Annotated in this window: 27 protein-coding genes and 1 pseudogene; 6 read left to right on the top strand and 22 right to left on the bottom strand. The window is 68.4% G+C overall.

The features are described from left to right. Window positions 1-56 precede the first annotated feature (56 nt). The 4 genes and pseudogenes from BRW65_RS07020 to BRW65_RS07030 all read right to left on the bottom strand — a co-directional run bounded on the left by BRW65_RS07020 (window position 57) and on the right by BRW65_RS07030 (window position 2,342). Entirely contained in the window at window positions 57-518 is a 462-nt protein-coding gene (locus BRW65_RS07020; RefSeq protein WP_073872680.1) for a PH domain-containing protein, read from the bottom strand. Further along, on the bottom strand, window positions 515-994 hold the full coding sequence (ribH, locus tag BRW65_RS07025; protein ID WP_073872682.1) for a 6,7-dimethyl-8-ribityllumazine synthase: 480 nt from the start codon (window positions 992-994) through the stop codon (window positions 515-517). The genes BRW65_RS07020 and ribH overlap by 4 nt, the downstream gene beginning before the upstream one ends. Next, window positions 991-1,062: pseudogene (locus tag BRW65_RS32870) on the bottom strand (16S rRNA (guanine(966)-N(2))-methyltransferase RsmD); the annotation flags it as partial. The gene ribH and the pseudogene BRW65_RS32870, both read right to left, overlap by 4 nt. A gap of 2 nt (window positions 1,063-1,064) precedes the next feature. Next, entirely contained in the window at window positions 1,065-2,342 is a 1,278-nt protein-coding gene (locus tag BRW65_RS07030; protein WP_068259922.1) for a bifunctional 3,4-dihydroxy-2-butanone-4-phosphate synthase/GTP cyclohydrolase II, read from the bottom strand. 221 nt (window positions 2,343-2,563) lie between these two features. On the opposite strand from BRW65_RS07030, the gene BRW65_RS07035 reads away from it, so the two are divergent. Next, window positions 2,564-2,839 (top strand): hypothetical protein, encoded by a 276-nt coding sequence (locus tag BRW65_RS07035; RefSeq protein WP_073872694.1) that lies wholly within the window; start codon window positions 2,564-2,566, stop codon window positions 2,837-2,839. A 30-nt stretch (window positions 2,840-2,869) separates the two neighbouring features. Here BRW65_RS07035 and BRW65_RS07040 read toward each other — a convergent pair whose 3' ends face one another. Further along, complete coding sequence (locus BRW65_RS07040; protein ID WP_073872696.1) at window positions 2,870-3,463, bottom strand: riboflavin synthase; 594 nt, start codon at window positions 3,461-3,463, stop codon at window positions 2,870-2,872. A gap of 129 nt (window positions 3,464-3,592) precedes the next feature. Here BRW65_RS07040 and BRW65_RS07045 point away from each other — a divergent pair, with 129 nt between their 5' ends. The 3 genes from BRW65_RS07045 to BRW65_RS07055 all read left to right on the top strand — a co-directional run bounded on the left by BRW65_RS07045 (window position 3,593) and on the right by BRW65_RS07055 (window position 6,962). Further along, window positions 3,593-4,300 (top strand): LppX_LprAFG lipoprotein, encoded by a 708-nt coding sequence (locus BRW65_RS07045; protein WP_073872698.1) that lies wholly within the window; start codon window positions 3,593-3,595, stop codon window positions 4,298-4,300. Continuing rightward, window positions 4,297-5,859: an MFS transporter gene (locus BRW65_RS07050; protein WP_073872701.1), complete on the top strand. Its 1,563-nt coding sequence runs from the start codon at window positions 4,297-4,299 to the stop codon at window positions 5,857-5,859. The genes BRW65_RS07045 and BRW65_RS07050 overlap by 4 nt, the downstream gene beginning before the upstream one ends. Before the next feature lie 116 nt (window positions 5,860-5,975). Continuing rightward, window positions 5,976-6,962, top strand: coding sequence for a GGDEF domain-containing protein (locus BRW65_RS07055; RefSeq protein ID WP_073872704.1), 987 nt, complete (start codon window positions 5,976-5,978; stop codon window positions 6,960-6,962). Here the strand turns inward: BRW65_RS07055 and ribD are convergent. The 4 genes from ribD to fmt all read right to left on the bottom strand — a co-directional run bounded on the left by ribD (window position 6,959) and on the right by fmt (window position 11,074). Then, complete coding sequence (ribD, locus tag BRW65_RS07060) at window positions 6,959-7,981, bottom strand: bifunctional diaminohydroxyphosphoribosylaminopyrimidine deaminase/5-amino-6-(5-phosphoribosylamino)uracil reductase RibD (RefSeq protein ID WP_073872708.1); 1,023 nt, start codon at window positions 7,979-7,981, stop codon at window positions 6,959-6,961. The genes BRW65_RS07055 and ribD overlap by 4 nt on opposite strands. Further along, window positions 7,978-8,667: a ribulose-phosphate 3-epimerase gene (rpe, locus tag BRW65_RS07065; protein ID WP_073872711.1), complete on the bottom strand. Its 690-nt coding sequence runs from the start codon at window positions 8,665-8,667 to the stop codon at window positions 7,978-7,980. The genes ribD and rpe overlap by 4 nt, the downstream gene beginning before the upstream one ends. An 89-nt stretch (window positions 8,668-8,756) precedes the next feature. Next, window positions 8,757-10,145 (bottom strand): RsmB/NOP family class I SAM-dependent RNA methyltransferase, encoded by a 1,389-nt coding sequence (locus BRW65_RS07070; protein ID WP_073872715.1) that lies wholly within the window; start codon window positions 10,143-10,145, stop codon window positions 8,757-8,759. Continuing rightward, window positions 10,142-11,074, bottom strand: coding sequence for a methionyl-tRNA formyltransferase (gene fmt / locus BRW65_RS07075; RefSeq protein WP_073873027.1), 933 nt, complete (start codon window positions 11,072-11,074; stop codon window positions 10,142-10,144). Before fmt ends, BRW65_RS07070 begins: the two co-directional genes overlap by 4 nt. 170 nt (window positions 11,075-11,244) lie before the next feature. On the opposite strand from fmt, the gene BRW65_RS07080 reads away from it, so the two are divergent. Further along, the gene (locus BRW65_RS07080) at window positions 11,245-12,090 is read left to right on the top strand and encodes a class I SAM-dependent methyltransferase (RefSeq protein WP_073872718.1); all 846 of its coding nucleotides are present in this window, start codon (window positions 11,245-11,247) and stop codon (window positions 12,088-12,090) included. Between the two features lie 247 nt (window positions 12,091-12,337). Here BRW65_RS07080 and BRW65_RS07085 read toward each other — a convergent pair whose 3' ends face one another. The 7 genes from BRW65_RS07085 to BRW65_RS07115 form a co-directional block, all read right to left on the bottom strand. Further along, window positions 12,338-12,934 (bottom strand): hypothetical protein, encoded by a 597-nt coding sequence (locus BRW65_RS07085; protein WP_073873031.1) that lies wholly within the window; start codon window positions 12,932-12,934, stop codon window positions 12,338-12,340. Window positions 12,935-13,223: 289 nt separating this feature from the next. Beyond that, window positions 13,224-14,987, bottom strand: coding sequence for an MOSC and FAD-binding oxidoreductase domain-containing protein (locus BRW65_RS07090; protein WP_073872721.1), 1,764 nt, complete (start codon window positions 14,985-14,987; stop codon window positions 13,224-13,226). 21 nt (window positions 14,988-15,008) lie between these two features. Beyond that, a complete protein-coding gene (locus BRW65_RS07095; RefSeq protein WP_084187740.1) occupies window positions 15,009-16,286 on the bottom strand; it encodes a hypothetical protein in 1,278 nt (425 codons plus the stop codon). Further along, window positions 16,264-16,899, bottom strand: coding sequence for a pyridoxamine 5'-phosphate oxidase family protein (locus BRW65_RS07100; RefSeq protein WP_073872725.1), 636 nt, complete (start codon window positions 16,897-16,899; stop codon window positions 16,264-16,266). Before BRW65_RS07100 ends, BRW65_RS07095 begins: the two co-directional genes overlap by 23 nt. A gap of 71 nt (window positions 16,900-16,970) precedes the next feature. Next, complete coding sequence (locus BRW65_RS07105) at window positions 16,971-18,197, bottom strand: PPE family protein, SVP subgroup (protein ID WP_073872734.1); 1,227 nt, start codon at window positions 18,195-18,197, stop codon at window positions 16,971-16,973. A gap of 152 nt (window positions 18,198-18,349) precedes the next feature. Then, a complete protein-coding gene (locus tag BRW65_RS07110) occupies window positions 18,350-19,216 on the bottom strand; it encodes an alpha/beta fold hydrolase (RefSeq protein WP_073872738.1) in 867 nt (288 codons plus the stop codon). Between the two features lie 136 nt (window positions 19,217-19,352). Next, window positions 19,353-19,865, bottom strand: coding sequence for a TetR/AcrR family transcriptional regulator (locus BRW65_RS07115; RefSeq protein WP_073872741.1), 513 nt, complete (start codon window positions 19,863-19,865; stop codon window positions 19,353-19,355). Between the two features lie 107 nt (window positions 19,866-19,972). On the opposite strand from BRW65_RS07115, the gene BRW65_RS07120 reads away from it, so the two are divergent. Next, window positions 19,973-20,902 (top strand): LysR family transcriptional regulator, encoded by a 930-nt coding sequence (locus BRW65_RS07120; RefSeq protein ID WP_073872744.1) that lies wholly within the window; start codon window positions 19,973-19,975, stop codon window positions 20,900-20,902. 59 nt (window positions 20,903-20,961) lie between these two features. On the opposite strand, the gene BRW65_RS07125 is transcribed toward BRW65_RS07120, so the two are convergent. The 6 genes from BRW65_RS07125 to BRW65_RS07145 form a co-directional block, all read right to left on the bottom strand. Further along, window positions 20,962-21,801: an MBL fold metallo-hydrolase gene (locus tag BRW65_RS07125; RefSeq protein WP_073872747.1), complete on the bottom strand. Its 840-nt coding sequence runs from the start codon at window positions 21,799-21,801 to the stop codon at window positions 20,962-20,964. 21 nt (window positions 21,802-21,822) lie between these two features. Further along, window positions 21,823-22,491, bottom strand: coding sequence for a cysteine hydrolase (locus BRW65_RS07130; RefSeq protein WP_073872750.1), 669 nt, complete (start codon window positions 22,489-22,491; stop codon window positions 21,823-21,825). Continuing rightward, entirely contained in the window at window positions 22,488-22,640 is a 153-nt protein-coding gene (locus tag BRW65_RS31995; RefSeq protein WP_208611762.1) for a hypothetical protein, read from the bottom strand. Before BRW65_RS31995 ends, BRW65_RS07130 begins: the two co-directional genes overlap by 4 nt. After that, window positions 22,621-23,088 (bottom strand): nuclear transport factor 2 family protein, encoded by a 468-nt coding sequence (locus tag BRW65_RS07135; protein ID WP_073872753.1) that lies wholly within the window; start codon window positions 23,086-23,088, stop codon window positions 22,621-22,623. The genes BRW65_RS31995 and BRW65_RS07135 overlap by 20 nt, the downstream gene beginning before the upstream one ends. A gap of 253 nt (window positions 23,089-23,341) precedes the next feature. Further along, a complete protein-coding gene (locus tag BRW65_RS07140; RefSeq protein WP_073872757.1) occupies window positions 23,342-23,830 on the bottom strand; it encodes a MarR family winged helix-turn-helix transcriptional regulator in 489 nt (162 codons plus the stop codon). A gap of 129 nt (window positions 23,831-23,959) precedes the next feature. Further along, a complete protein-coding gene (locus BRW65_RS07145) occupies window positions 23,960-25,972 on the bottom strand; it encodes a primosomal protein N' (RefSeq protein WP_244168014.1) in 2,013 nt (670 codons plus the stop codon). Window positions 25,973-25,989: the final 17 nt, after the last annotated feature.

Consider the following 25,989-nt stretch of genomic DNA (forward strand, 5'->3'; position numbering starts at 1 on the left):
GAACTTCTGACCCGTTTCACCTGAGGGGAGCTATCCGTGCGAGCGGGTGGCTCCCGTCAGCGGGCAGGAAGGTCCGGCCGGTATTGCGCCAGCAGCGAGCGCACGGTGTCCATGGCGTTGACCGCGCGTTGTTTGTCCACGGCCTGGATGGCCATCACGGGAATGTATTCGTCGTCGGGTAGATCGACGCGCGCCCATCGGTTGCCCACCGGGAACGAGACACCGGCGACATCTGGCCACTCAATAAGCTTGTCGCCCAACAGGTTACGCACCGAGATTCCCGCCGCCCCGATTCGCAACCGCGGCCGGGCGAACAGCAGCACCAGCCCGGCGAGCACCAGGCCGAGCAGTGCCATCGCCACCTGGTCGGTGGTCTGGAAGACCACCCCGGTGGATCCGACCTTGAGCAGGAAGCCGATCGCGATGTGCACCGCGGCGATGGTGAACGCCGCGGCGTAGACGAATATCGGTGTGCGGTGGGGACGCAACTCGACGTCCCAATCCTCGCTTGTGGTCACGACCGGGCGCGCAGCTCACGCAGCGTCAGCGCCGCGGTCAGTGCCGCCCCGGCCGCCTGAGCGCCCTTGTCTTCGACCGATTCCGGAAGCCCGGCGCGATCAAGCGCCTGCTGCTCGGTGTTGGTGGTCAGCACCCCGTTGGCGACCGGCGTCGACGAGTCCAGCGCCACCCGGGTCAAGCCCTGGGTCACCGCATCGCAGACATACTCGAAGTGCGGCGTTCCCCCGCGGATCACGACGCCGAGGGCGATGACCGCGTCGTGGTTGCGGGCGAGCTCCTGCGCCACCACCGGGAGCTCGATGGCCCCCAGCACGCGGACCACCGTCGGGTTGTCGACGCCCGACTCGGCGGCCACCCGACGTGCGCCGCCCAGCAGCGCTTCGCAGATCTTGCTGTGCCACGTGCTGGCCACGATGCCGACCCGCAGGCCGGACGCGTCGAGCGCCGGGATGTCCGGCTCCCCGCTACCGCTCACCTGCGCCGCTCCTCAGCATCGCTCCGTCCCCCGCAAGCGGGCGGTACCCCCACTGCATCGTCACCGGCGGTCACAGAGCGCCGCCGAATTCGCCCGGCAGGTGCACCGATTCGTGAAAGTCGTCGAGACCGGCCAGGTCGTGGCCCATCTTGTCGCGCTTGGTCATCAGGTAGCGGATGTTCTCGGCGTTCGCGCGCACGGGCAGCGGCACCCGCTCGATGATGTGCAGGCCGTAGCCGTCCAGCCCCACCCGCTTGGCGGGGTTGTTGGTCAGCAGCCGCATCGAGCGCACACCGAGGTCGACCAGGATCTGCGCCCCGATTCCGTAATCCCTTGCATCGGCGGGCAATCCGAGTTTGAGATTGGCGTCGACGGTGTCCTCACCGGCGTCTTGCAACTGGTAGGCCTGCAGCTTGTGCATAAGGCCGATGCCCCGGCCCTCGTGGCCGCGCATGTACAGCACGATGCCGCGCCCCTCCCGCGCGACCATCGCCATGGCGGCATCCAGCTGGGGCCCGCAATCGCAGCGCCGGGAACCGAACACGTCACCGGTCAGGCACTCGGAGTGCACACGCACCAACACGTCGTCGCCGTCGGCGTTCGGCCCGGCGATCTCGCCGCGAACCAGCGCGACGTGTTCGACGTCCTCGTAGATGCTGGCGTAACCGATGGCGCGAAACTCGCCGTGCCGGGTCGGTATGCGGGCCTCGGCGATCCGCTCGATGTGCTTCTCGTGCTTGCGTCGCCACTCGATGAGGTCGGCGATCGTGATCAGCGCGAGGTCGTGCTCGTCGGCGAAGACACGCAGCTCGTCGGTCTGCGCCATCGAGCCTTCGTCCTTCTGGCTGACGATCTCGCAGATCGCGCCCGCCGGCTGCAACCCGGCCATCCGGGCCAGGTCGACGGCTGCCTCGGTGTGTCCGGGCCGGCGCAATACGCCGCCGTCCTTGGCGCGCAACGGAACCACGTGCCCCGGGCGGGTGAAATCGTTGGCGACGCTGGCCGGGTCGGCCAGCAGGCGCATGGTGGTGGCCCGATCGGAGGCCGAGATCCCGGTTCCCACACCATTTTTGGCGTCGACGGTGACGGTGTAGGCGGTCCCGTGCTTGTCCTGGTTCACCGCGTACATGGGCAGCAGGCCCAGCCGGTCGCAGATCGCGCCGTCCAGCGGCACGCAAAGGTAGCCCGAGGTGTAGCGGACCATGAACGCCACCATCTCCGGCGTGGCCTTCTCGGCGGCGAAGATCAGATCGCCTTCGTTCTCGCGGTCCTCGTCGTCGATGACGACCACGGCCTTACCGGCCGCAATGTCGGCAACCGCCCTCTCGACGGAGTCCAACCTCGTCATCGTCGCTACCTTGCTGTGTCAGGGGTCCGCGGGAAGAGCCCAAGTCTTGCATTCAGTATGAACCACCGCGCGAGGCTACTTATTGCGATGCCGTTCACAGGGGCCCGCGAGCGCGACCGTGATTTCGCGGCCTGTGCCTGGGTGACCGGCAGCAATCGGCCGCTCAAGCGCCGCGGCGAAAACGGCTCCCTACCCGCGGCCAGCAATCTACGCTGACCTGCATGAGTATCGCATCCAGACTGTCGGTACCGGTCGTGACCTCGATATTTGCGGCCGGATTTGCGGCGGGTATCGCCTGCCCGCAACGTGCCGCGGCCGACGCGTGCGCGGACGTCGGCGGTCGGCATGTCAGCGTCGGTGGGTGCACCGACCCGGAGCGCTGGGGTAACTGGGTTCTGCCGGCCGGCGCGACGACGGTCCCGCCGCCCGATGCACCACCGCCGTGCTACACCCCGTCCCGCGAGCCGTATTGGACTCCGCCGGGCGAGCCCTGCTGATCGGCACCGGGTGCACTTACCCGGTCCGGCCTAACGCGCGGCGAGCAGCCGCTCGACGTATTTCGCGATGACGTCGACCTCGAGGTTCACCTGCGTCCCGACCGGGGCGCGGCCCAACGTGGTCAACTCCCGGGTGGTGGGGATCAGCGAAACCTCGAACCAGTCGGCGCCGAGCCCGGAGACCGTCAACGAGATGCCGTCGACGGTGATCGATCCCTTCTCGACGACGTAGCGCGCCACCGCCGCGGGAATCTCGATCCGCACGACTTCCCAGTGCTCGGACGGCGCCCTGCTGACCACCTGCCCGGTGCCGTCCACGTGTCCCTGCACGATGTGCCCGCCGAGCCGGCTGTTGACCGCGGCGGCGCGCTCCAGGTTGACCGGGCTGCCGACCTGTAAGGCGCCCAGGTTGGACCGGTTGAGGGTTTCGGCCATCACGTCGGCGGTGAACTGCCCGTCGGGCAGCAGCTCCGCGACCGTCAGGCAGACGCCGTTGACGGCGATCGAATCGCCGTGCCCGGCGTCCGAGGTCACGACGGGCCCACGGATGGTCAGCCGCGCGGCGTCGGACAGCACGTCGCGGCCCGTCACCTCTCCGAGTTCCTCGACAATTCCGGTGAACATGCCATCAGGTTAATCGGACGCCCAAACCCGGCGGTCATGCTGGTGAACAGGCCAAACCGGCGCCGCCGGGCGGACACCGGGCCCCCGCGTCTGGAAAGCCGGTCGGCGGCACCCTCTACGATGCAAGGTATGCAGACCCGCCGCCGTCTATCGGCCGTCATCGCATCCCTGATTCTCGCCACCGCCTTGATCGCCGGCTGCTCGTCGGGTTCAAAGCAGAGCGGCGCCCCGCTGCCCGACGCCACCACCTTGGTCAAGCAGTCGGCCGACGCCACCAAGGCCGTCAAGAGCGTGCACCTGGTCCTGTCGATCCAGGGCAAGATCCAGGGGCTGCCGATCAAGACGCTCACCGGTGACCTCACCACGGCGCCGGCCACCGCCGCGTCGGGCAACGCCACGATCACGCTCGGTGGGTCCGACATCGACGCCAACTTCGTGGTCGTCGACGGCACCCTGTACGCCACCCTGACGCCGAACAAGTGGAGCGACTTCGGCAAGGCGTCCGACATCTATGACGTGTCCGTGCTGCTGAACCCGGACACCGGGCTGGGCAACGCGCTGGCCAACTTCAGCAACGCCAAGGCCGAGGGCCGCGAAACCATCAACGGGCAGAACACGATTCGCATCAGTGGGAACGTCTCCGCGGATGCGGTGAACAAGATCATGCCGCAGTTCAACGCGACGCAGCCGGTGCCGAGCACGGTGTGGATCCAGGAGACCGGCGACCACCAGCTGGTCCAGGCCAACATGCAGAAGAGCTCCGGCAATTCCGTACAGGTCACCCTGTCCAACTGGGGCGAGCAGGTTCAGGTCACCAAGCCCCCGGTGAGTTCATGAGTTCGCAGACCGGGCGCCGCGTCGCGATCAGCGCCGGCAGTCTGGCGGTCCTGCTGGGCGCGCTGGACGCCTATGTCGTCGTGACGATCATGCGCGACATCATGAGCGACGTTCACATTCCCATCAACCAGCTGCAGCGCATCACCTGGATCATTACGATGTACCTGCTGGGCTACATCGCCGCCATGCCGCTGCTGGGCCGGGCCTCCGACCGGTTCGGCCGCAAGCTGGTGTTGCAGGTCAGCCTGGCCCTGTTCATGGTCGGGTCGGTGGTGACCGCACTCGCCGGGCACTGGGGCGATTTCCACCTGCTGATCGGCGGCCGCACCATCCAGGGCGTGGCCAGCGGCGCGCTGCTGCCGGTGACGCTCGCCCTGGGCGCCGACCTGTGGGCTCAGCGCAATCGCGCCGGTGTGCTGGGCGGCATCGGCGCCGCGCAGGAACTCGGCAGCGTGCTGGGCCCGCTGTACGGGATCTTCATCGTGTACCTGTTCCACGACTGGCGCTACGTGTTCTGGATCAACGTCCCGCTGACCCTGATCGCGATGGCGATGATCCAATTCAGCCTCCCGTCGCACGAGAAGGTCGAGAATCCCGAGCGGGTCGACCTGGTCGGCGGCGTGCTGCTCGCGGTCGCCCTGGGGCTGGCGGTCATCGGGCTGTACAACCCGCAACCCGACGGCAAGCAGATCCTGCCGAGCTACGGACTCCCCCTGGTCATCGGGGCGGTCGTCGTTGCGGTGCTGTTCTTGCTCTGGGAACGGTTCTCGCGCACCCGGCTGATCGAGCCGGCGGGCGTGCACTTCCGCCCCTTCCTGGCCGCGCTGGGCGCATCGCTGGCCGCGGGCGCGGCGCTGATGGTGACGCTGGTCGACGTGGAGCTGTTCGGGCAGGGCGTGCTGCAGATGGACCAGACGCAGGCCGCCGGCTTGCTGTTGTGGTTCTTGATCGCGCTGCCGATCGGGGCCGTGCTGGGCGGCTGGATCGCCACCCGCGTGGGCGACCGCGTGATGACGTTCATCGGGCTGCTGATCGCGGCCTACGGATACTGGTTGATCCACTACTGGCGCCAGGACGTATTGAGCCAGAAGCACGACATCTTCGGGGTCTTCAGCGTTCCCGTGTTGCACGCCGACCTCTTGGTCGCCGGCGTGGGCCTCGGCCTGGTGATCGGGCCGCTGACCTCCGCGGCGCTGCGGGTCGTTCCCTCGGCGCAGCACGGCATCGCCTCGGCGGCGGTGGTGGTGGCCCGGATGACCGGCATGCTGATCGGCGTCGCCGCGCTCAGCGCGTGGGGCCTCTACCGGTTCAACCAGATCGTGGCGGGGTTGACGGCAGCGATACCGCCCAACGCCTCCCTGCTCGAGCGGATCGCCGCGCAGGGGACGATGTACCTCAAGGCGTTCGCGATGATGTACGGCGACATCTTCAGCGCCACCGTGGTGATCTGCATCGTGGGAGCGCTGCTCGGGCTGTTGATCGGCGGCCGCAAGGAACACGCCGAGGAACCGGAAGTCCCTGAGCCGCAGACGGTCACCCTCGGGGAGCACCAGCGCTAGGCGCTGCCATGTGTCGCCGGTGAACCGGTAACACACCTGACAGGGGGCCCAGCGCCGTCGATTGCGGTGCGCGCTTGAGTTCCACACTGCCGCCTCGGGTCTCATATTCTGGCTCCGTGCCGTGGAGCATCGATCCTCAACCGTCAGCCGAACGGTTGCACACGATCGGCTTCACCGCGTTTCTTGCGATGCTCGGGCTGTATGCCGCGGCCGGATTGCACGCCGGAACCACCGGCCGCGACACCACGCTGAACTGGGTGCTCGGTGCAGCCGCGGTGCTGGCGGCGTTTGTCGCGCTGATCGGCCGGCTCCGCGGCTGGCAGGGGCGGCGGGGTTTGCTCGTCGGATGGCCGGTGGCGTCGCTTGTCGTCACTCTGCTCGCCGGGGCCGTCGAGCCGGCCGCCACGCGTGACTTACCCGGCACGATCACGATCACCTTCGCCTACCTCGGACTCACCGGTCGGCGGTGGCGCTCACTGGCCCTGCTCCCGCTCGGGGCGGCGGCGTTCGTCGTCGCCTGCGCCAAACCGCTTCCCTCCTCGACGCTGACCGTGGTGCTGGCCGCGATCATGTGGGTCCTCGTCGCCGAGGTGCCGGCGTGGCTCATCGCGCGGCTCGTGCAGCAGAGTCTGTTGCTGCGCGACATCGCGCAGACCGACCCGTTGACCCAACTCCTGAACCGGAGCACCCTGGGGGATCGGCTGGCGCACCACGCCGGCCGGTGCGCCGTGGTGCTTGCCGACCTCGACAACTTCAAGCGCTACAACGATCGTCACGGCCACGAGGCCGGCGATGAAGTTCTGGTCGCCTTCGCCGACGCACTGCGCCGGTCGGCCCGCAAGGATGACATCATCTTCCGCATCGGCGGCGACGAGTTCCTGCTGATGCTGGTAGGTGCCGATCCTCCCGAGGCCGGGCGGATCCTGGAGCGGCTTCGCCGACGGTGGGCCGAGGCCGGGGCGCCGGTCGACTTCAGCGCGGGCATTGCCGCCGGCGAGCATGACGTCATGCGCCTCGCGGACGAGGGGATGTACGCCGACAAGCGTGCGCGTGGCCTGGCCGGTCGAGACTCGATCAACGGCGATCCGACCGCTCTCGCCTAGTCGCCGCGCGGCACCAGACTGAGCAGCAGGTCCGGCCCGACGCGGTCAACTCCGTCGAAATGCCAGCGCAACGCCCGCGCGATGGTGGGCACCCCCACGTCGTCGACGGCCGAGATCGGACCGCCCAGCAGCGTCGGCGCGACATACGCCAGGATGCGGTTGACAGCGCCGGCCCGCAGGAAGGCTCCGGCGAGGGTGGGACCGCCCTCGAGCAAGACGTCGGTGCGATCCGACAGCGCCCTGATCACTTCCAAGGGGTCGTGCGTGCGGATCACCATGGTCCGCGAATCGTCATTGAGAACCTTTGCCTCCGAAGGTATTTCGCGCATGCCGACCACCACGCGCAGCGGTTGCCGGTCCGCCAGCGAACCGTCGGGCAACCGGGCGGTCAGCGCCGGATCGTCGGCCAGCACGGTCCCGGTGCCGACCACGATCGCGTCGGCGGCCGCGCGGCGGCGGTGCAGATCCAGCCGCGAGGCCTCGCTGGAAATCCACTGGCTGGTGCCGTCGGCGGCCGCGCTGCGGCCGTCGACGCTGCTGGCGTACTTCCACGTGACGTGCGGCTGCCCGGTCCGCTGCCTGTGCAGCCACTCCCGCAGCGGCCCGCCGGCAACCTGGTCCGCCAGCACCCCGGCAAGCACCCGCACGCCGGCCTCCGTCAGCCGGGCCGCGCCACCGGCGGCGGCGGGGTTCGGGTCCGCGACGGCGTAGACGACGGCCGCGATGTCGGCCTCGAGTAGGGCGTTCACGCACGGCGGGGTCTTGCCGTAGTGGTTGCACGGCTCGAGGGTCACCACCGCGGTACCGCCCACCGCCAAGTCGCCGGCCCGCCGCAAGGCCAACACCTCGGCGTGGTCGCCCCCGGCGGGTTCGGTGGCGCCGACGCCGACGACCGTGCCGGCGGCGTCCAGGATGACAGCCCCCACCGGCGGGTTCGGATAGGTGCTGCCCTTGACGTGGTTGGACTGCTCGATCGCCAGGCGCATGGCCGCGTCGAGTCCGTCCATAGGCTGGTTCATCGGCGCAGGTGCGGTGACGCGGCGGCGGCCTGCCTCCGCAGCGCCTCGATGGCGGCTTTCGGGTCCTCGGTGCCGTACACCGCCGAACCGGCGACGAAGCAGTCGACGCCGGCCTCGGCGGCCTGCTCGATGGTGTCGTCGTTGATGCCGCCGTCGATCTCGACCAGGATGGTCAGTTCCCCGGCGTCGATCAGCTTGCGCGCGATGCGCACCTTGCTCAGCACGTCGGGGATGAAGCTTTGGCCGCCGAAGCCGGGTTCGACCGACATGATGAGCAGCGTGTCGAACTGCGGCAGGATCTCCAGATACGGCTCCAGTGGGGTTCCCGGCTTGACGCTGATGCCGGCCTTGGCGCCCGCGGCGCGGATGTCGCGCGCCACGCCGACCGGGTTGTCGGTGGCCTCGGCGTGGAAGGTCACGTTGTAGGCGCCGGCCTCGGCGTAGCCGGGCGCCCACCGGTCGGGGTCCTCGATCATCAGATGGCAGTCCATCGGGATGGTCGTGGTAGCCAGCAGGCTTTCGACCACCGGCAAGCCGATGGTTAGGTTCGGCACGAAGTGGTTGTCCATCACGTCGACGTGCAACCAGTCGGCGCCCACGACGGCCGCGGCCTCGTCGGCTAGCCGCGCGAAATCGGCGGACAGGATGGACGGCGCGATCAGCGGCCTACCGGTGTTGCCAGACATGTGCGCCAGACTACTGAGCGTCGCCGGCCTCTTCACGCCGGCAAGCGGCGCAGCGCGGCGGCGGCCCGGTTCGCTGAGTCGCCGACGCGCTACCCCGCTTCGCGGCGCAGCGCGGCGCCGAACATCGCGTCGGTGCCGTGCCGATGCGGCCAGAGCTGGACGTGTGGACCATCCCCCAGCCCCGTCACGGGCTCGAACAGCGGCCGAGTGTCCAACGCGGACACCGGATGCCGGCGCAGCGCGTCGGCGACCACGCCGACAGTCTCGGCGACGTGGGGCGAGCAGGTCGCGTAGAGCACCACACCGCCCGGCCGGGTCAGGGCGATCGCGGCGCCCAGCAGCTCGCGCTGCAATTTGGTGAGCGCCGGCACGTCGCCCGGCTGGCGCCACCACCGCGCCTCGGGCCGGCGCCGCAACGCGCCCAGCCCGGTGCACGGGGCGTCGACGAGCACGCGATCGAAGATCGGCTCGAGCCCGCTTTGCCGCCCGTCCACCCGCAACACGTCGACCGGGAGGCCGCCGGTGTTCTCGACCACCAGGTCGGCGCGGCGCGGGGCCGGCTCCACGGCCGTGACGCGGGCCCCCGATCCGGCGCCGAGCGCGGCCAGCAGCGCGGTCTTGCCGCCCGGACCGGCACACAGATCCAGCCACCGCCCGGCGTCGTCCTCGACCGGCGCCAGCGTCAGCGCCCGCGCGACCAGCTGGCTGCCCTCGTCCTGGACCAGCGCGGCGCCGTCGCGCACCGGGGCCAGCCGCCCCGGGTCGCCGCCCGGCAGGTACACCGCGTAAGGCGAATATCGGCCCACCGTGCCACCCACAGCGTCGGCCAGCTCGGCGGCGGTCAGGACTCCGGGGCGAGCCGCCAGGTGCACCTGGGGTCGTTCGTCGTCGCTGGCCAGCACCGCGTCGAGCTCGGCCGCGGCCGCCCCCAGCGCGTCGGCGAACGCCTGCGCGATCCAGCGCGGGTGCGCGTGCACGAAGGCGGCATGACCGACCGGATCCCGCGCCGGGTCGGGCGCCAGCTCCTCGACCCAGGACTTCTCGTCGCGGGCGGCGATCGCGCGCAACACACCGTTGACGAAACCCGCTCGCGCCGAATCGAACTCGATCCCCGCCTGTTCCACGGTCGTCGAAACCGCGGCGTAGCTATCGACCCGGGTGCGCAGCAGCTGATAGGTGCCCAGCCGCAACAGATCGAGCAGCACGGGGTCGATGGTGTCCGGCGAGCGGTTGGCGGCGGCGGCGATGACCGCGTCGAGCAGGCCCCGGGTGCGGCAGGTGCCGTAGGTCAGTTCGGTGGCGAACGCGGCGTCGCGGCCGCCGATTCCACGGTCGCGCAGCAGCGCGGGCAGGGCAAGGTTCGCGTAGGCGTCGCGCTCGCTGACCGCCCGCAGCACGTCGAACGCGGCGGCGCGCGCGGGGTCGAGCGGCCGCCGCCGCTTGCCGCGCCCGCGGTCGGTGGGCCGCGGCGGGCTCATGTCGCCCGCGCCGCGGAGTCGAGCCGCGCGCCCCGGGCCCAGTCGACCGCGTCCATGAGTTTCTTGCCGGGCGGCTGTATCTGGCCCAGCCGCACGGCCTGCGAGCCGGTGCCGACCCACACGTCTTTGCGGCCGACGTGAATAGCGCCGGGCGCCAACGGTTCTGGAGCATCCTCGTCGATGCGCACCGGGCCCAGCTTGATGCGCAGGTCGCCGATCAGTGTCCAGGCGCCCGGATTGGGTGTGACCGCGCGGATCCGGCGCTCCACGACCAGCGCCGGCAGGTCCCAGCGCACGCGGGCCTGCTCGACGGTGATCTTCGGCGCGCTGCTGACCCCGTCGGCGGGTTGCGGTCGCGGCGTCAACGTCCGATCTTCGATGCCGTCCAGGGTCGTCGACAGCAGCGCCGCGCCCGAAACCGCCAGACGCTCAAGCAATTCCCCCGCGGTGTCGGTCGGCCGGATCGTCTCGGTGACGACGCCGTAGATGGGCCCGGAGTCCAGGCTCGGCTCGATCTGAAAGGTCGTCGCCCCGGTGACGGTGTCCCCGGCCGCGATCGCCGCCTGCACCGGCGCCGCCCCACGCCAGGCGGGCAGCAGCGAGAAGTGCAGGTTGATCCATCCGTGCGGCGGCACCCCGAGCAAGCCCTCGCGCAGCAACGCGCCGTAGGCCACGACGGCGCAGCAGTCCGGCGCGAGCTCGGTCAGTTCGGCGACGAACTCGTCCGAGTTCGGCCGCGCCGGCCGTAGCAATGGAATGCCCCGGTCGAGTGCTTCGCTGGCCACCGGCGAGGGCTGCGGCCTGCCGTGCCGGCCGACGGCGGCGTCCGGCCGGGTCAGCACGGCGATCACCTCATGCCGGGGCGAGTCGATGAGGCGGCGCAGCGCGGGCAGCGCGGGTTCGGGGGTGCCGGCGAAGAGGAGACGCACCGGCACAGTCTAGAAAGCGCCGCCCGCCGCCCATCAAAAACTTGCGTGCGTTGATTATTTCTCATGCATACTGTTGCTAGCGGTTACCGTCTGCGGATGTGGCCGCTCTGCCGCGCTAGTGACAACGAGGTCGAGTGGGCAGCCCTTTCCTTACCTTTCAAGGAGGCCTGATGACCCTCGACACGACGATCAGCGACACCACGACCACTAGCGACACCACGATCAGCGACGCCGCCGTGCACCGCACGGTATGGGCGTTGGGCGACTACGCCCTGATGGCCGAGGAAGTGATGGCCCCGCTGGGCCCGGTCCTGGTCAGGGCCACCGGTATCCGCCCGGGCGTCCGCGTGCTCGACGTCGCCGCGGGCTCCGGAAACATCTCGCTGCCGGCCGCCGCCACGGGTGCCACCGTGGTGTCCAGCGACCTCACCCCCGAGCTGCTGCAGCGGTCACGAGCCCGCGCCGCGGCGCAGGGGCTGACGCTCGACTACCGGGAGGCCAACGCGCACGCGCTGCCCTTCGGCGACGGCGAGTTCGACGTGGTCATCTCCGCGATCGGCGTGCAGTTCGCCCCCGATCAGCAGCGGGCCGCCGACGAACTGGTCCGGGTCTGCCGGCCGGGCGGGACGATCGGCGTGATCAGCTGGACGCCGGAGGGATTCTTCGGCCGGATGCTCGCCACCATCCGGCCCTACCGCCCCAGCCTGTCCCAGGCCGTGCCGCCAGCCGCGCTGTGGGGACGCGAGGGCTACGTCACCGGCCTGCTCGGTGACCGCGTCGCGCGGATGACGGCGGGGCGAGGCCTGCTGCGAGTGAACCGGTTCGACAGCGCCGCGGCGGTGCACACCTACTTCAAGAACCACTACGGCCCGACGATCGAGGCCTACACGAACATCGGCCACAACCGTGTGCTGGCCGCGGAGCTGGACGCCCAACTCATCGAGCTCGCCGAGCAATACCTCGCCCACGGCAGCATGGACTGGGAGTACCTGCTGGTCACCGCCGAGAAGCGGTAGCGAGTCAGGCCGCCACCCACGGCAACATCTCGCTCCCGGCCGCAAGAGGCAACTGCCTTTTGGATTTGCTTGGGTGCCGAGGTTGCCCGGTTTTCTTCGCGCAGAACGGGATTGCGCGGCCGACGAAGCTGTGGGAGGCGGACGCACTTACAGTGGCGCCCATGGGTGCAGCGATCAAGTTATCGGCGGCCGGCACAATGTGGGCTTCATCGCCTCCGTCGCCCTCGCTGTGCAAGCAGGCCGTCAATCACTCGCGAGCGGGCGTGATGGCGATATCACCGACGAACGCATCCGCGTCGATGTCGTAGACGTACCCGACCACCTTGACACACGCTGGTACCGCTGGCGAGTCCCGCACTACTTGAACGTCATGGCGAAGTGTGGACGCCAGGTGATCGATGGCGATGCTTGCCTGGTCATACACGCCACCGATGTCGATGCCCTGCTCCAGCTTATAGGCGTCGAGGAGCCCCTTGCTGGTGAAACTGCTTGTACCGCAGTTCGTGTGGTGCACAACGACTACCCTCTCAAGGCCGAACAGATGGTGAGCGATCGTGATAGACCGCAAGGCGTCGACCGTGCGACCCCCCGCTACCACTACGGGGAAAATTGTCGACGTCGAACCGACCTTCTTGCCCTCACGGTCGTACACGACCTCACCCGGATACACCTCTCCGGAGAGAAACTTCGCAAGTTGGAACGGAATCTCCGCAGCGCGGGGGTCGTAGCAGTACGTGACCACGGTCTTCAGAGGTACTGCGTCGTGGAAGGCTTTCCGCACCTCACTCTCGACATAGCCGGGGGTTTGAGAGTACACGAACCGGTCCAGCTCTTGGCTTTCCATGTCTTGCTCGTTTCGTTGATCGTCGGCGTTCTTTGTTGGGGGCCAGCGAAGGACCATAACGCCCTAAATTAATTGTGGCGAACAGTTTTTCGATTTACCTCGATACTAGGGTGGCTTGTCCACCGCCCACGAACAAGGGGAAAAGTCAGAATACTGTGATCGTTTTCAGCAACGAATTCCGAAGGCGGCCGACGGGTCTGGGTCGACCTGACCGGTCAGCATGTCGCGCCCTTGCGCACATTGCACGCTAGGCCTGACGGCTCATCGGTGTAGGCGCTCGCCTTGATCCTCAGAGATCCAGGACGACGTCTTCGGCCGGCGTGGAAACGCACAGCAGCACGTTGCCCCGAGCGGGGGGTTCGAGAGGGTCGACGCTATATCGCACCTGCCCGGAAACCAGGGCTGTTTCGCAGTTATGGCAGACGCCGCTGCGGCATGACCACCGGGTGGGCACGTCGCAGGCTTCGGCAAAGGCGAGAAGACTCCCGTAAGTGGGCGCCCACTGCGCCGACAGTGCGCTGCGTGCGAAATGGATCTCCGGTCCGGGTCCCACCGGGCCGTCGGGCGGGTGCGGCGGCTTCGCCGCAGTGGGGGCGATACCGGGGGTCAGACCGGCCAGGGCGCCGAACTTCTCTGTATGAATCCTCGCGGGGTCCAGGCCGCATCCCGTGAGCGCCGTTGCTATTTCGTCCATGAACTGTTCCGGCCCGCACAGAAAGGCTTGCGCCGATGCGGGCAGGGCAAGGGCGCGAAGCCTGTCTCCGGTGACCCGGCCCGATTCGTCGTAGTCGACGCCCCGGCGGTCAGTGGCCCTCGGGCGGCTGTAGAACACGTGCGACTGCCCGTTGGGAAGGGCTCGGAGCAATTCTCGCGCTTCCGCAGCGAACGGGTGTTCCGTGCCGTCACGCGCGCCATGCACCCACCAGATCGACCGTTTCGACGCGGCCTTCGCCAGCACATGCAGCATGGAAAGCACCGGCGTCACACCAACTCCCGCGGACAGCAGGATCAGTGGGTCGTTGCCGTCATCGAGGAAGAAGGTGCCGCGCGGGGCGGCGACATCAAGCATGTCACCGCGCCGGACGTGGTCGTGGATGTACGAGCTGACGGCGCCGCCCGGCTCGAGCTTGACGCTGATCCGATAGATGCCTGCGCCGGGCTCGTTGGACAGCGAGTAGTTGCGGATGAGGGACTCGCCATTGGGCCCGGCCGGGATGCGTACCGTAATCGACTGGCCGGGCTGCCATTCCGGCAGCGGCGCGCCTTCGGCGTCACCCAGCGAGACGGAGCGCACGCTTCGGCTTTCGTCCCGCGCGACAACCACGCGCAGCGGACGGAAGCCCGCCCAGGCGGGTGGCGGCGAATTGCTGCCAGTCAAGCCGCTGTTGCCGGTTGTCGTCGCTGTGACAGCACCCTGGTCGAGCAGCTGCTGCAGCGACCACTTCCAGCCCGGGCTCAGCGCCGGAATGCGCAATGCCCGCTCCAGCGCGTCGCGGGGATGACCCGGTAGATAGAGCAGCGCGTCGATCTCGGCGACGGTGACCCCTTGGGGACCGTCGGCTATCTTCTCGACGGCTTGCCCGGCCTCGACTTCCCCTTCGGCGAGTACGCGGCAATAGAAGCCCGGGCGTCGATGCGATACGAGGAGCGCCGGCATCCGCGGCTCACCAACCCGGATGCCCACCCGATAGCACGTAACCCGGGGTTGGGTGACTTCGAGGATCACCTGGCCGATGCGATAGCGATCCCCGATGCATACTTCGTCATCGGGCAAACCGTCGACGGTGAAATTCTCCCCGAAGGCGCCCGGTTTCAGGTCATCGCGTCCGAGCTCGGCGGCCCAGTGGTCGTAGGAGGCGAGCTGGTAGACGAGCACAGCGCGGTATTCCCCACCGTGGCCGTCCAGGTCGCCTTGGCCGTCGCCGTCGATGTTGAGGCGGCGCACCACGCACGGCCCCGCCACCGGGGTCTTCCAAATTCCGGTGAAGACCGTACGCCCCTGCCAGGAAACACTTTTCGGCCTACCGACGTTCACCGACACCAGCTTGGCCACGTTGACATCCTTCCTGGAACGTTAGTTGTTCGCAGCCGCTGGCGAGAATCCGGGCAGAATTGATAACCCGGTGACAGTGACCGCGGTCAGCACGCACATGGAGACGACGTTGCCGATGAAGGGATGGAAGTCCGTCGGCAGGCGCCGGGCTATCGCCGCGGCCACCGGCGGCGCCGTCAGGGCGCCTAGTACAGCTCCCGCGACGACGGCCTGGGCCGTGCCGCCGAAGGCGAGCACGGTGGCGGGTGCCACGGAGACGACCGGGACGAAGGTGGGGTACCAGCCGTGCTTGGCCCACTGGCGACGCCACGCCGCGACCGCCATCCCGGCACTGAGCGTCTGCGCGATCAGTAGGCGCGGCAAAAGGTTTCCGGCCCCGCTCGCGGTGGCCGGGTCAACCAGGTAACTGGTGACGGTGCCCACGAGCAGTCCCGCGCCCGCCCATTCGTTGCCGATGAACTGCGCCTCGGTGAAGTCGGCGAGCATGCGGCGTGCCAGCCAGCGGGATCCTAGCGGTGCCCGGCACGTCAGGCAGTGCGCGCACCCGGTGTCACACCCCGGCACGAGCGGCTCGGACTGGGGCAACCAGGGCAAGCGCCGGCACAAGGCGAAGCCGATCAGCGCGCTGATCCACATGCCGGTGGTAGCACCGATGACGGTAGGCAACCCGAGTGGCCTGCACCCCAAGTTCACCGCGGCCAACGCCACCGGTGTGGTCAACCCGGCCCCGAGCACCGCGCCGGTGAGGGCCACCGACGGTCGCCCACCATAGATCAGGACGACAGCGGCTGGCACCGACGCGAACGGCACGAAGGTGGGTTGCCACTCCCCGGAGACGGCAATGGTCCAGCCCCATACGAGGTTGCTGAGCACCAAGCCCAGACCGGCGCTGCCAACCGTCCACAAATACAACCCCGTTCCCGAGCTGACTGGAAATCCCATCCAGCGCCTGCCGGCCCGGAGGCCCAAGTGCGCTACAAGCCCGCCCAAGACCATCAGCAACCCGCCGAACGCGGAGTGGGCGAAGCCCGGCTCGGTGGTGTCGCCGATCGTCCAGAGCAGGAAGGTGGCGGGTCGCCAGCGCCAAGCCGGCACGCCGGCCGGAGCGGCCGGACGGATCCGCTCGACGAGGAGTAGAGCCAGTGTCGCGATCGCGACCAGCGCCGCGGCGGTGAGGCCTGCGCGCAAGGCCGAAGACCGGAGATGCTCGGGCGGCCGGCACGAAACGGCGGCGGACAGCCGGGCTATGGGCGGCATCATCGGGAAGATCTGCCGGTCACTGCGACGCGCGAATCTCATTGTGTAGTCTGTCGTTTTCCGCGTGCAGTGCCGCCAGCCTTTCCCGCAGCGGCGCCAGCGCGGGTTCCAACTCGGCGGCGGTGTATCTGGGCGTAATGTGCTGCGGGCAGTTCCAGTCGAATGCCTCGACGCCGACTACGACGGCGCGCTCGACGACGCCGCCGTACTCGGGAGCTGTCACGGTCGCGGCCAGTTTGGGATCGTCTTGGGCGGTGACGACCCGAGCATGGCCGAAGATCTTCAGGCGCCGCCGCTGCGCGTAGTCGACGGCGATGATGGCGACGCGATCCCGGCCTGCCAGATTGCCCGTGCTGATGTATTGCAGGTTGCCACGAAAGTCGGCCCACCCCACGTGGTGTTCGTCCAGCACACGAAGGAAACCTTGTGGGCCGCCGCGAAATTGGACGTAGGGCCACCCCGACTGGCCGACGGTGGCGAGGTAGAAGCTGTCGCGCTGGGCGAGGTAGTCCTGCTCAGTCGCGGTGAGTGGGTCGCAACCCGGTGATGCCTTTCCGGCGACGCGCTTGCGGTCGTAGAAAGCGTCGCTGCCGTGGTGCCGCTGGATCGCGCGGACCTCTTCGGTGAACGCGATGCTGCCGTAGTGCTTGCTCATGGATCCCCTTCCGCCATCAGGCACATCGCTTGCACCAACATTGACCCGCCGATGACCATTTGTGCCATGCGCTAGTCGCCAAGTAGCCGGCGCTTCTGCCGGCCGAACTCCTCGTGTGTCAGGATTCCGGATTCGCGGAGCCGAGCCAGCTCGTAGAGATCGGCCGCCAAAGCCGCGAAGGTTGCGGACGTGGAGTCCCGGGGAGACGCTCCGTTGCGGTCTGCCGTCGACGCAGCGCTCCGTTTCGGCCGCGTACTCGGGACGGAAACCCTGCATCCGTCCGTCGCCGCAGCGAGCACAGCCAGGCGGTCCGGGAGGCTTTCCCCTCCCACCGCCAACGCGTCTTCGGACGCGCCCAGCGACGCGCTCGAGAGCGGAATCGCGCTGGTGCGCAATGCCGGTGCCGCCGCCCACGCGGAGGGTACGGACAAGCCGCCGACCGCACCCGCCTCGGCCATCGCGGCTGACACCGTGACCGGTCCACGATCGGCTGGGGCCAGGGCCAGGCGCGGCGCCCCGAACTGGTCCAGCCGCGCGAGAATCTCATCTTCAGTGCCGGAGATCTCGTATCCCACGTTGATAATCTCGGTTCTCGCCTGCGACGCGGATTCCGAGGCCGCATAGGCGTTCCCCAGACTCGTGGTCCCCATGACCGTATTGGCGGGTGACAACAAATTCAAAGGCGGCGTGATGCCAAGATCCTTCAAAAGTGCTGCGATTCCCGCTGCGGGATTGGTCGAAGGGAGCGTGGGAACCGACGGCTGGGCAGGGGCGGCCTGACCGTGCGTGGGTGAAGCGAACGGACTCAAAGTCGCCGCCCTTGCTGAGGCCTCGGCATATTCAGACATCGCCGCAGCATCCTGAGCCCACATCTCGGCATACTCGGCGTCGGTGGTCGCGATCGCCGGGCTGTTCTGACCCAACACGTTGGTTGCGACCAAGGAAGCCTGCAGGCTGCGGTTGGCCGCAACGACCAACGGTGGCACCGTCATCGAAAAAGCGACGCCGAAGGCGTTGGCCGCTGCCGCCGCCTGGCCCGCGGTCCGTGAGGCCAGCCCCGCGGTTTCGCTCAGCCACGCGATATGGGTCGTTACCGCGGCAGCCATCGACTCTGCGGCCCGGCCCCGCCACGGCCCCGCGGTAAGGCTGGCAACGACGGAAGCGTAATCGCTTGCCGCCGAATCTAATTCAGAGGCGATCTCCTCCCAAGCCGTCGCGGCGGCCAACATCGGCCCGGCACCGGGACCGGCGTAGATCCGGGCGGAGTTGACTTCCGGCGGTAACGCCGCGAAATCCATTGGACACCTCTTCTCTCTCGCCGGGGCGGGGCGGCCGTAGCCGGCCGCCCCGCTAGCCGGAGGTTGAGCCCGATTTCCGCCCTGTGACAGTGGCTTGGAACAACTTTGGGTGCGAACACCATTGGTCCGGGCGAATCCGTCGCCCGGACCGACTAGAGCCGGCCGAGGAAGTCGCGGATGTAGCCGCTGATCTCTTCTCCGTGTGTCTCGAGCGCGAAATGCCCGGCGTCGAGCAGGTGAAACTCCCCGTTGGGCAGGTCGCGGCGGAACGCTTCGGCGCCGGGAGCCCCGAAAATTTCGTCGTTCTTGCCCCAGGTCACCAGCAGTGGCGGTTGGTAAGTGCGGAAGTACTCCTGGAACTTGGGGTAGCCGTCCAGGTTGAACTGGTAATCCCAGAACAGCTGCAACTGGACCGCGTCGTTGCCCTTGCGGTCGAGGCCGGCCTGGTCGAGAAGCCAGGTCTCCGGTGCAATGCGGTCGAGCCGGTCGGCCAGGACACCGTGGGTGTATTGCCAGTGGGTTGTCTCGAGGGTGAAGTATTCGCGAACCGAGTCTTCGTTGGCCGCACGGTCTTTGGCGTGAGCGAAGAGCCTGTCCCAGAAGGGCGTGAAGCCCTCGAGATAGGCATTCCCGCTCTGGGTGATGATCGCGGTGATGCGTTCCGGACGTGCGGTTGCGATGCGCAGTCCGATCGGTGCACCGTAGTCGTGGATGTAGATGGCGAACCGTTCCAGCCCCAAGTAGGTGATGAGCTTTTCGGTGATCTCGGTCAGCCGGTCGAAGCTGTAGGTGAATTGGTTGACCGAGGGCATCGCAGAGCGCCCAAAGCCGATGTGATCGGGCGCCACCAGGTGGTAGGCATCTGCCAGAGAGTCGATCAGATTGCGAAACATGTGCGAGCTGGACGGGAAGCCGTGCAGTAGAAGCAATGTGGGATTGGAGCGGTCGCCGGCTTCGCGGTAGAAGACGTCGAGGCCGTCGATGGGTGCGGTGCGGTAACGCGTGCTGAACTGGGTCATGCTTCCCCTCAGGATTAGGCGTGGGTGACTTGCCTACAGACTGCGTCCGGCCCGGTGACCGAAAAAGAGGCAATACCTAATCGCTGTGATCGCCGGCGGAAATCAATGCCGTTGCCGGCCAAGAGCGCCGGCGGGGTCAGGCCAATGCGGCGGTCGCCTGGTCGAACACCTCGACGTCACCGAGTGCGCGCGCGAGGATCATCGCACCTTCCAAGGTCGCGAAGATCCGCAGCGCACGTGCGCGCGGCTCCAGTCCTCCGATTCGCTCGGCGATGTCGCCGGTGACACGGGTGAAGAAGTCGCGCGACGCCTGGGCAACCTCGGGTGGCAGACCGCCGGTTTCGGCCCCTAGCGCCCCACCCATGCACATGCGCCCCGTTGACTGCAGCACGTTTCGAAACACCGCGAGGTAGGCCGAGACCACATCGGCGCCGCCGGCCGTCGCGTCCGCGACGGCTGACAGGACATTGTCCGTATACCGGTGCATCACGGCGACCGTCAATGCAGCCTTGGTGGGGAAGTGGTGATGGACACTGGAGCTCTTGATGCCGGCTTCGGACGCCAGGTCACGAAAGCTGTAGCCGTTGTATCCGGCGTCGCTGATGTGCGCCTCGGCGAGATCCATCAGCCGGTCGGCAGTGTCGCTCATCACCCTCCCTATCGGTAGATAAGTTTTGACAACTCTAGCGCTGGCTCTTAGATTGGGATATCTACCTATCGATAGGTAGAGCCTGGCACGGAGGATGGTGAGCCAGCGTGGAGCTGCGCCAACTGGAAGCTTTTGTGGCGGTTGCGACCGAGCTGCACTTTGGCCGCGCAGCCCAGAAACTGCACATGGGCCAGCCGACAGTCAGCGACCTGATCCGCCGGCTGGAGCGTGAGGTGGGCGCGCAGTTGATGACGCGCACCACCCGAAGAGTGGCCCTGACCAGCGCCGGCAGCGAACTCCTCGGCCGGGCCAAAGTCATTCTCGACGAAGTGGGGTCGGCCTGTGCCGCGGTGCACCGGTTGGCGCAGGGCCAGGCCGGCACGGTCCGACTCGGCATCACTCCCCCGGTCGCCCAGGTGCTGGCGCCCCACCTCGCCGCCGCGCTGGAGAACACGGCGCCAGACGTCAACCTGGTCGCCCGACGGTTGTGGCTCCCGGACCTTGGCCGGGCCATGGCCGACGGCACGGTCGATGTCGCGATCACCTGCGGTTGGTTCGAGGAACCGGCCGGCGTCGTCGGTGAGGTGTTCTGCGGCGAGCCGTTGATGGTGGCGCTGAGGTCGGATCACCCACTCACCGAACGGGATGCGGTCGCGTTGAGCGACCTGGAGGGCGAGCGGCTGGGCGTCCACAGCGTGGCACTCTTCCCGGCCTGGGCGAGGGCCCAGCTCCAGGCACTCGAAGCGGCGGGAGTGTCTCCGGCGATGGTCGAGCTCGCGGATACCGATTTGTTCAGCCGCCGCTGGTCGGAGCAGTGCGAGGTTGATTGGATCTTGACCACGGCGGCTATGGCCGCGGGGGTGCAGACCACTCCGGTTCGGCCCGTGCGGCCCGCCCAGGTCATTCCGTACACGTTGCAGTGGAATCCCAACCGGGCCGCCAACGCCGCGGTGGGTCGGTTCGTGCGTCTGGCGCTCACGGCAGACGTGCCCTTGGGCTGGGTGACCCTGCCCGATCACTTGCGACACCGGCGCTGATGGTCCGCTCCGGGGTTCGGCCAGCGTGGCGCCCGATGGCGACGCCCAAAACGGACGTGTCAGGCGTCAGGCGTGAAGGTATAAGACTCACCATGAGCGAGGTAGACGAACTGTGTTGGCGTCGTTGAGGCCTCCGCCGCCCTTTTAAAGTCGTCCAGCCCGGACAGGAACACCGAGAAGTCGTTGTAATGGATCGGGATTGCAGTTCGAGGCTTGGTGATCTCGACGGCACGCACCGCCTGCTCACCCGTCATCGTGACGATGGTGACGAGAAAGGTGGTGCCGCCTGTGTGAATGAGGCCAAGGTCGATGTCCGGGTAGCGGCGGGGGATGTCCTGAAGGCTATCGACGAGCATGGTGTCACCCGTGATGTAGAGCCGGTAGAGCAAGTCACCCTTTCTGCTGAAGTCAAGCAGGTGCCCGTTAACGGGCATGAGCAGTTCCTCAACCGCGTCGTCCGCGGCGTGCTTGGCCGGCATCGCGGTGATCGTCAGCGTCGCGTCGCCTTTGCACACCTCCAGTGATTCCCACGTGTCAAGGGGATAGCCACGCTGAAAGCCGAGCGCTCGCAGCTTGCCGACCGCGTCGGCCGTGGACACGATGGGCAGCGTATTGTCGAGCTCACGTGCGGCGACGTCATCGAAATGATCGCCGTGATAATGCGATAAGACGATGAGATCGATCGGCGGCAGGTCCGCGATCTGGCAGGCGGGCTCGACCTCGCGGCGCGCCCAGATGCCGTGTCCCAGGTCCACATGCTCGCCTTTGTGCAGGAAGGCGGGATCAGTCAAGATCGACAGCCCGCCGTACCGGATCAGGGTGGTGGCGTTGCCGATGAAGAAGACTTCACCCGCGGTGAAATCTGCCGTGTCGTCACCGGGAATCTTCAGGGAAGTCATGTGATCCTCTCTCGAGAAATGTTATGGCCGGGGCGACTTCATTGCCCCAACGATCTCTTCGGTGTACGGAACCGCGTGAGCTAGGAAGGCGTAGTTCACCAGTGCGGCCTGGTAACCGTCGCCACGCGCCGGGTGCCGTGGGCCGGCGGTTGCATCGCGGACGACGGCCACCTGGAACCCGTGCTCGAGCAGATCCCGGAGGTGGGACTCCACGCACATGTTGGCGAGCATGCCGCACAGAATCACCGTGTTGATCCGTCGCTTCCGAAGCTGCAGGACCAGGTCATTGGATTGCGGGCCCCACACCTTGTGGGGGCTGGCCACGACGGTCGCCGAGTCCTCGATGAAGGGCCTGAGTCGATCGAGCCAGTCGGCCCCCGAACCGGTGAAGCCGTCCAATGTCAGGGGTCCGGTGCGCGCAAACGTGTTGGTGCGCAACTCGTCTGATTCCAGTGGACCGTTGAACAGCCACCCGCGGTCGGTGGGATAGAAGTAGTGCGGAGAGATGAAGAGGCTGAAGCCGCCGGTCTTGGCCGCCGCGCAGAGGTCGACGAGATGCTCGACCGTCTGGTTCGCGATAATGCTGTCTTTCAACACTTCCCAGTTCTTGCCCGTGGGGCTCAGGACGTCGTTCTGAGGATCTATGATCACGACCGCGGTGTCGGCGGGGTTGTATGTCAGCGGTGTCATCGTCGAATCAAGTCCAGCAAGTCGGCATTGATGGCCTCCGCGACGGTGGTGGGCATGCCGTGCGGGGTGACCGTCGGGTCGTGGCCCACTCCGCGAGGCACCGAGACGCGGTCGATGGAGCGGCGCGGCTCAGCGCAGCGGAATCTCATGGCCCAAACCCCATTCGCTTTCCGGGCGCGGGCCAAAGATGCGGCGTTCGGATTCGTCGATGGGAATGTCGTTGATGCTCGCCTCGCGACGAAACATCAGTCCGCTGTCGTCGAACTCCCACAGTTCGTTGCCGTAGCTGCGCCACCACTGGCCGGCGGCGTCGTGGCACTCATACTGGAAGCGCACCGCGATCCGGTTGCCGTGGAAGTTCCACAGGCTCTTTCGCAGAGCGTAATCGAGTTCCCTGTCCCATTTGGCGGTGAGAAATTCGACGATCTCGTCCCGTCCAGTGATGAACTGGTCGCGGTTCCGCCAGGCGCTCTCGGGGGTGTAGGCGAGACTGACCCGGTGCGGGTCGCAAGTGTTCCAGGCGTCCTCGGCAGCCTGAACCTTCGCGAGCGCCGTCTGTAGGTCGTACGGCGGAAACGGTGGGCGGGACTCATTCATCCGCTCGCGTCCTTCCCTTGATCCGGTGTCACCTGCCGACAACCAGACTGCGCGAGATTGGCGAACGGAAAAAGAGGCAAATCGCGATCGATCCGATCGCCGGGACCGATCACTGCTGTCGGAACCGCATCTGAGATGGGACTTGTCCTGCTGGTCGCCGTCAGCGAGCTGGGGCAGCTCCTCGTGCGCTCAAGCCCGTGCTGCGCGAAGCCGGGAATACCTGCTGGTCACCGCCGAGAAGCGGTAGCGGGCGCTACAGATCGATCTCGGTGTCCAGGTGCACGTCCGGCTCGCCGCCGGCGGCGGTGAACGCGGTCAGGGCCCGCACCAGCCCGTGGCGCTCCGCCGGCGGCATCTTCTCCACGATGGCGGCGATCTCGGCGCGCCGGTACGAGGTGACCTGCCGGACGACCTCCCGCCCCCGCTTCGTCAGCGCGGCCAGCAGCTCGCGCCGCGACGTCGGGTGCGGGAGGCGATCGATCAGCCCCGCCGCCACCAGCCGGTCGACCATCCGCCCGGTGGCCGACGGTTGCACCCCGAGCAGGCCGGCCAGCGTGGCGAGGTTCACCGGGCCCCGGTTGGACAGGATCACCAGCGTCCGGAACTGCGGAATGGTGATGGTCTCGTCCACTTGCCCGATAGACCGCGCCGAAATGGCGACCAGCAAGCGGGAAGCCGTCAGCAAAGCGTCGGTGATTACGTCCAGCGAGTCGTCCGCCGTGGTCACATTCTCCGCTGCCATCTCGCCCCTTCTCCGGGATCGTCTCCGGCCCACCGGCGGCAGAAGACCAGGAAGTGTAACAACCTTCCAATGTCGTACTCAGGCATTATTTCCGACGCATACTATCGCCCCGGGCAGGATTTGGCGATGTCATCCGATGTGCAGCGGATCAATCTGTACCCGGACCGGCTCGTGGGTCTGGCGGGCGGACAGCACGCTCACCCCGCGGCGCAGCGCCGCGGCCAGCGCCAGACCCTGCTCGCGGCGGGCGCGCACCAGCATCCTGGTCACCGGCACGCCGGCCGGGGTGCCCGCCGGGCGCCGCACGCCCGCCGGCAAATCCACCGGCCCCAACACGTCGGCGCCCTCCGGCAGCCCGGCCTCCTCGAGCAGCGCCGCCACCGCGTCCGCGGCGCCGTCGAGCGCCGCCATGTGCACGGCCGGCGGCAGGCCCACCTCCGACCGGGCCGCCAGGTCGGCCTCGGCGTGACCCACTGGATCCCAGCGGATCAGCGATTGCACCGTGGGAATGGATGATTCGGCCACCGCCAGCACCACCCCGCCGTCGCCGCGGTGACGAACGAGCGCCGCGGCGGTCATCCACCGCCACAGCGCGTCCTCCGCGGCGCGCAGGTCCTGCCGGCCCAGCAGCGCCCAGGTATCCAGCAGCAGCGCCGCCCCATAGCCGCCCGACGCGGCGGGTTCCGCCCCCGGGGTGGCCACCACCAGCGCCGGGCCCGCGGCCACCTGCGGCACGACGCCGTCGCCCGACGAGGTCACCACCGCGGTGCCGGGGAATGCGCGCCCGAGCTCCTCGGCGGTGCGGCGTGCCCCGACGACCACGGCGCGCACCGCGTCCGACCCGCAGCGCGCGCAGCGCCGCGTCGGCTCGGTCCGCCCGCACCACCGGCAGACCAGCGTCGGGCCGCCCTCCCGCAACGACTCGGCCAGTGACAGGGGTCCGGTGCAATGCCGGCACCGGGCGATGGTTCGGCAGCGGGCGCAGGCCAGCGACGGGACGTACCCGCGCCGCGGCACCTGCACCAGCACCGGCGCCCCGGCCTCCAACGACGAGCGGGCAGCGCGCAGCGCGATCGACGGGATGCGCGCGGTCCGCGCGGCGGGGTCGCGTTCGTCGGCGTAACCGGTGTCATCGAGGGCGACCACCCGCGGCGTGCGGGCGCGCACCACCGCCCGGGCCGCGACGATGTCGTGCGCCCACCCGCTGCGCACCAACGCCTGCGCTTCGGCGGTGCGCGCGTAGCCGCCGATCAGGGCCGCGCACCGCGCCTGGTGGGCGCGCAGCATCGCCACCTCGCGGGCGTGCGGGTACGGCGCCCGCGGCTCGGCCAGGCTGTCGTCCGCGTCGGCCCACACCATCACCAGGCCCAGGTCGCTCAGCGGCGCGAAAACCGCACTGCGCGTGCCGATCACCAGCCTGGCCTGCCCGCGCAGCGCCGCCAGCCACCGCCGATAGCGGGCGGCCGGCCCCAGTCCGGCCGACAACGCCACCACGCCGGCCTCGTCGATCCGCGCGGTCGCGGCCCGCAACAGCGAGTCCAGGTCACGCTGGTCGGGCACGATCGCCAGCACCGCCCGGCCGGCGCGGATCGTCTGCGCGGCGGCCTCGGCGAATCGGTCCGCCCACGACTCCCCCGGCAGGGCCTGCCAGACGGCCCGCGCGGCCCGGGACTCGGCCAGCGCGTCCAGGAACTGGGCGCCCCGCCCGTAGACCGCCCACGCCGACGGGTCGACGGGCGCGGGCGGCGGCGGCCGCACCGCGGCCGCCGGTTCCCGCTCCACCCGGGCATGCCGGGCCGGCACCGCCAGGCGCAGCACGTCCGGGCGGGTCCCGGCGTAGCGCGCCGCCACCGCGTCGACCAACCGGCGGATCTCGGGGGTCAGCACCGGTTCGGCGGAGCCAACGCGGTCCAGGTAGCCGAGCTTGCCCTGATGGTCGGTGTCGTTGCGGCGCTCCAGCAGGAACGCGTCGACCAGCCGGCCGTGAAACCGCACCCGCACCCGCACCCCTGGCTGGGCGTCGTCGGACTGCTCGGCCGACACCAGGTAATCGAACTCGCGGTCCAGGTGCGGCACCGAGAGCATCGGCAGCACCCGGGCGATGGGCTCGACCTGAACGGGTGTACGCGCGGTGCCGCTCAAGGCGCTCTCATCGCCCG

The organism is Mycobacterium paraffinicum (assembly GCF_001907675.1).
Lineage (GTDB): Bacteria > Actinomycetota > Actinomycetes > Mycobacteriales > Mycobacteriaceae > Mycobacterium > Mycobacterium paraffinicum_A.

Coding starts and splice junctions, on each gene's coding strand:
- BRW65_RS31995 (WP_208611762.1), bottom strand. CDS start 22,640: ATGAGATTCCGCTGCGCTGAGCCGCGCCGCTCCATCGACCGCGTCTCG.
- BRW65_RS07080 (WP_073872718.1), top strand. CDS start 11,245: ATGACCCTCGACACGACGATCAGCGACACCACGACCACTAGCGACACC.
- BRW65_RS07085 (WP_073873031.1), bottom strand. CDS start 12,934: ATGGAAAGCCAAGAGCTGGACCGGTTCGTGTACTCTCAAACCCCCGGC.
- ribD (WP_073872708.1), bottom strand. CDS start 7,981: ATGAACCAGCCTATGGACGGACTCGACGCGGCCATGCGCCTGGCGATC.
- BRW65_RS07095 (WP_084187740.1), bottom strand. CDS start 16,286: ATGAGATTCGCGCGTCGCAGTGACCGGCAGATCTTCCCGATGATGCCG.
- BRW65_RS07045 (WP_073872698.1), top strand. CDS start 3,593: ATGCAGACCCGCCGCCGTCTATCGGCCGTCATCGCATCCCTGATTCTC.
- BRW65_RS07110 (WP_073872738.1), bottom strand. CDS start 19,216: ATGACCCAGTTCAGCACGCGTTACCGCACCGCACCCATCGACGGCCTC.
- BRW65_RS07070 (WP_073872715.1), bottom strand. CDS start 10,145: ATGAGCCCGCCGCGGCCCACCGACCGCGGGCGCGGCAAGCGGCGGCGG.
- BRW65_RS07140 (WP_073872757.1), bottom strand. CDS start 23,830: ATGGCAGCGGAGAATGTGACCACGGCGGACGACTCGCTGGACGTAATC.
- BRW65_RS07035 (WP_073872694.1), top strand. CDS start 2,564: ATGAGTATCGCATCCAGACTGTCGGTACCGGTCGTGACCTCGATATTT.
- BRW65_RS07105 (WP_073872734.1), bottom strand. CDS start 18,197: ATGGATTTCGCGGCGTTACCGCCGGAAGTCAACTCCGCCCGGATCTAC.
- BRW65_RS07050 (WP_073872701.1), top strand. CDS start 4,297: ATGAGTTCGCAGACCGGGCGCCGCGTCGCGATCAGCGCCGGCAGTCTG.
- BRW65_RS07130 (WP_073872750.1), bottom strand. CDS start 22,491: ATGACACCGCTGACATACAACCCCGCCGACACCGCGGTCGTGATCATA.
- BRW65_RS07115 (WP_073872741.1), bottom strand. CDS start 19,865: ATGAGCGACACTGCCGACCGGCTGATGGATCTCGCCGAGGCGCACATC.
- BRW65_RS07100 (WP_073872725.1), bottom strand. CDS start 16,899: ATGAGCAAGCACTACGGCAGCATCGCGTTCACCGAAGAGGTCCGCGCG.
- BRW65_RS07135 (WP_073872753.1), bottom strand. CDS start 23,088: ATGAATGAGTCCCGCCCACCGTTTCCGCCGTACGACCTACAGACGGCG.
- BRW65_RS07040 (WP_073872696.1), bottom strand. CDS start 3,463: ATGTTCACCGGAATTGTCGAGGAACTCGGAGAGGTGACGGGCCGCGAC.
- BRW65_RS07030 (WP_068259922.1), bottom strand. CDS start 2,342: ATGACGAGGTTGGACTCCGTCGAGAGGGCGGTTGCCGACATTGCGGCC.
- BRW65_RS07125 (WP_073872747.1), bottom strand. CDS start 21,801: ATGACTTCCCTGAAGATTCCCGGTGACGACACGGCAGATTTCACCGCG.
- rpe (WP_073872711.1), bottom strand. CDS start 8,667: ATGTCTGGCAACACCGGTAGGCCGCTGATCGCGCCGTCCATCCTGTCC.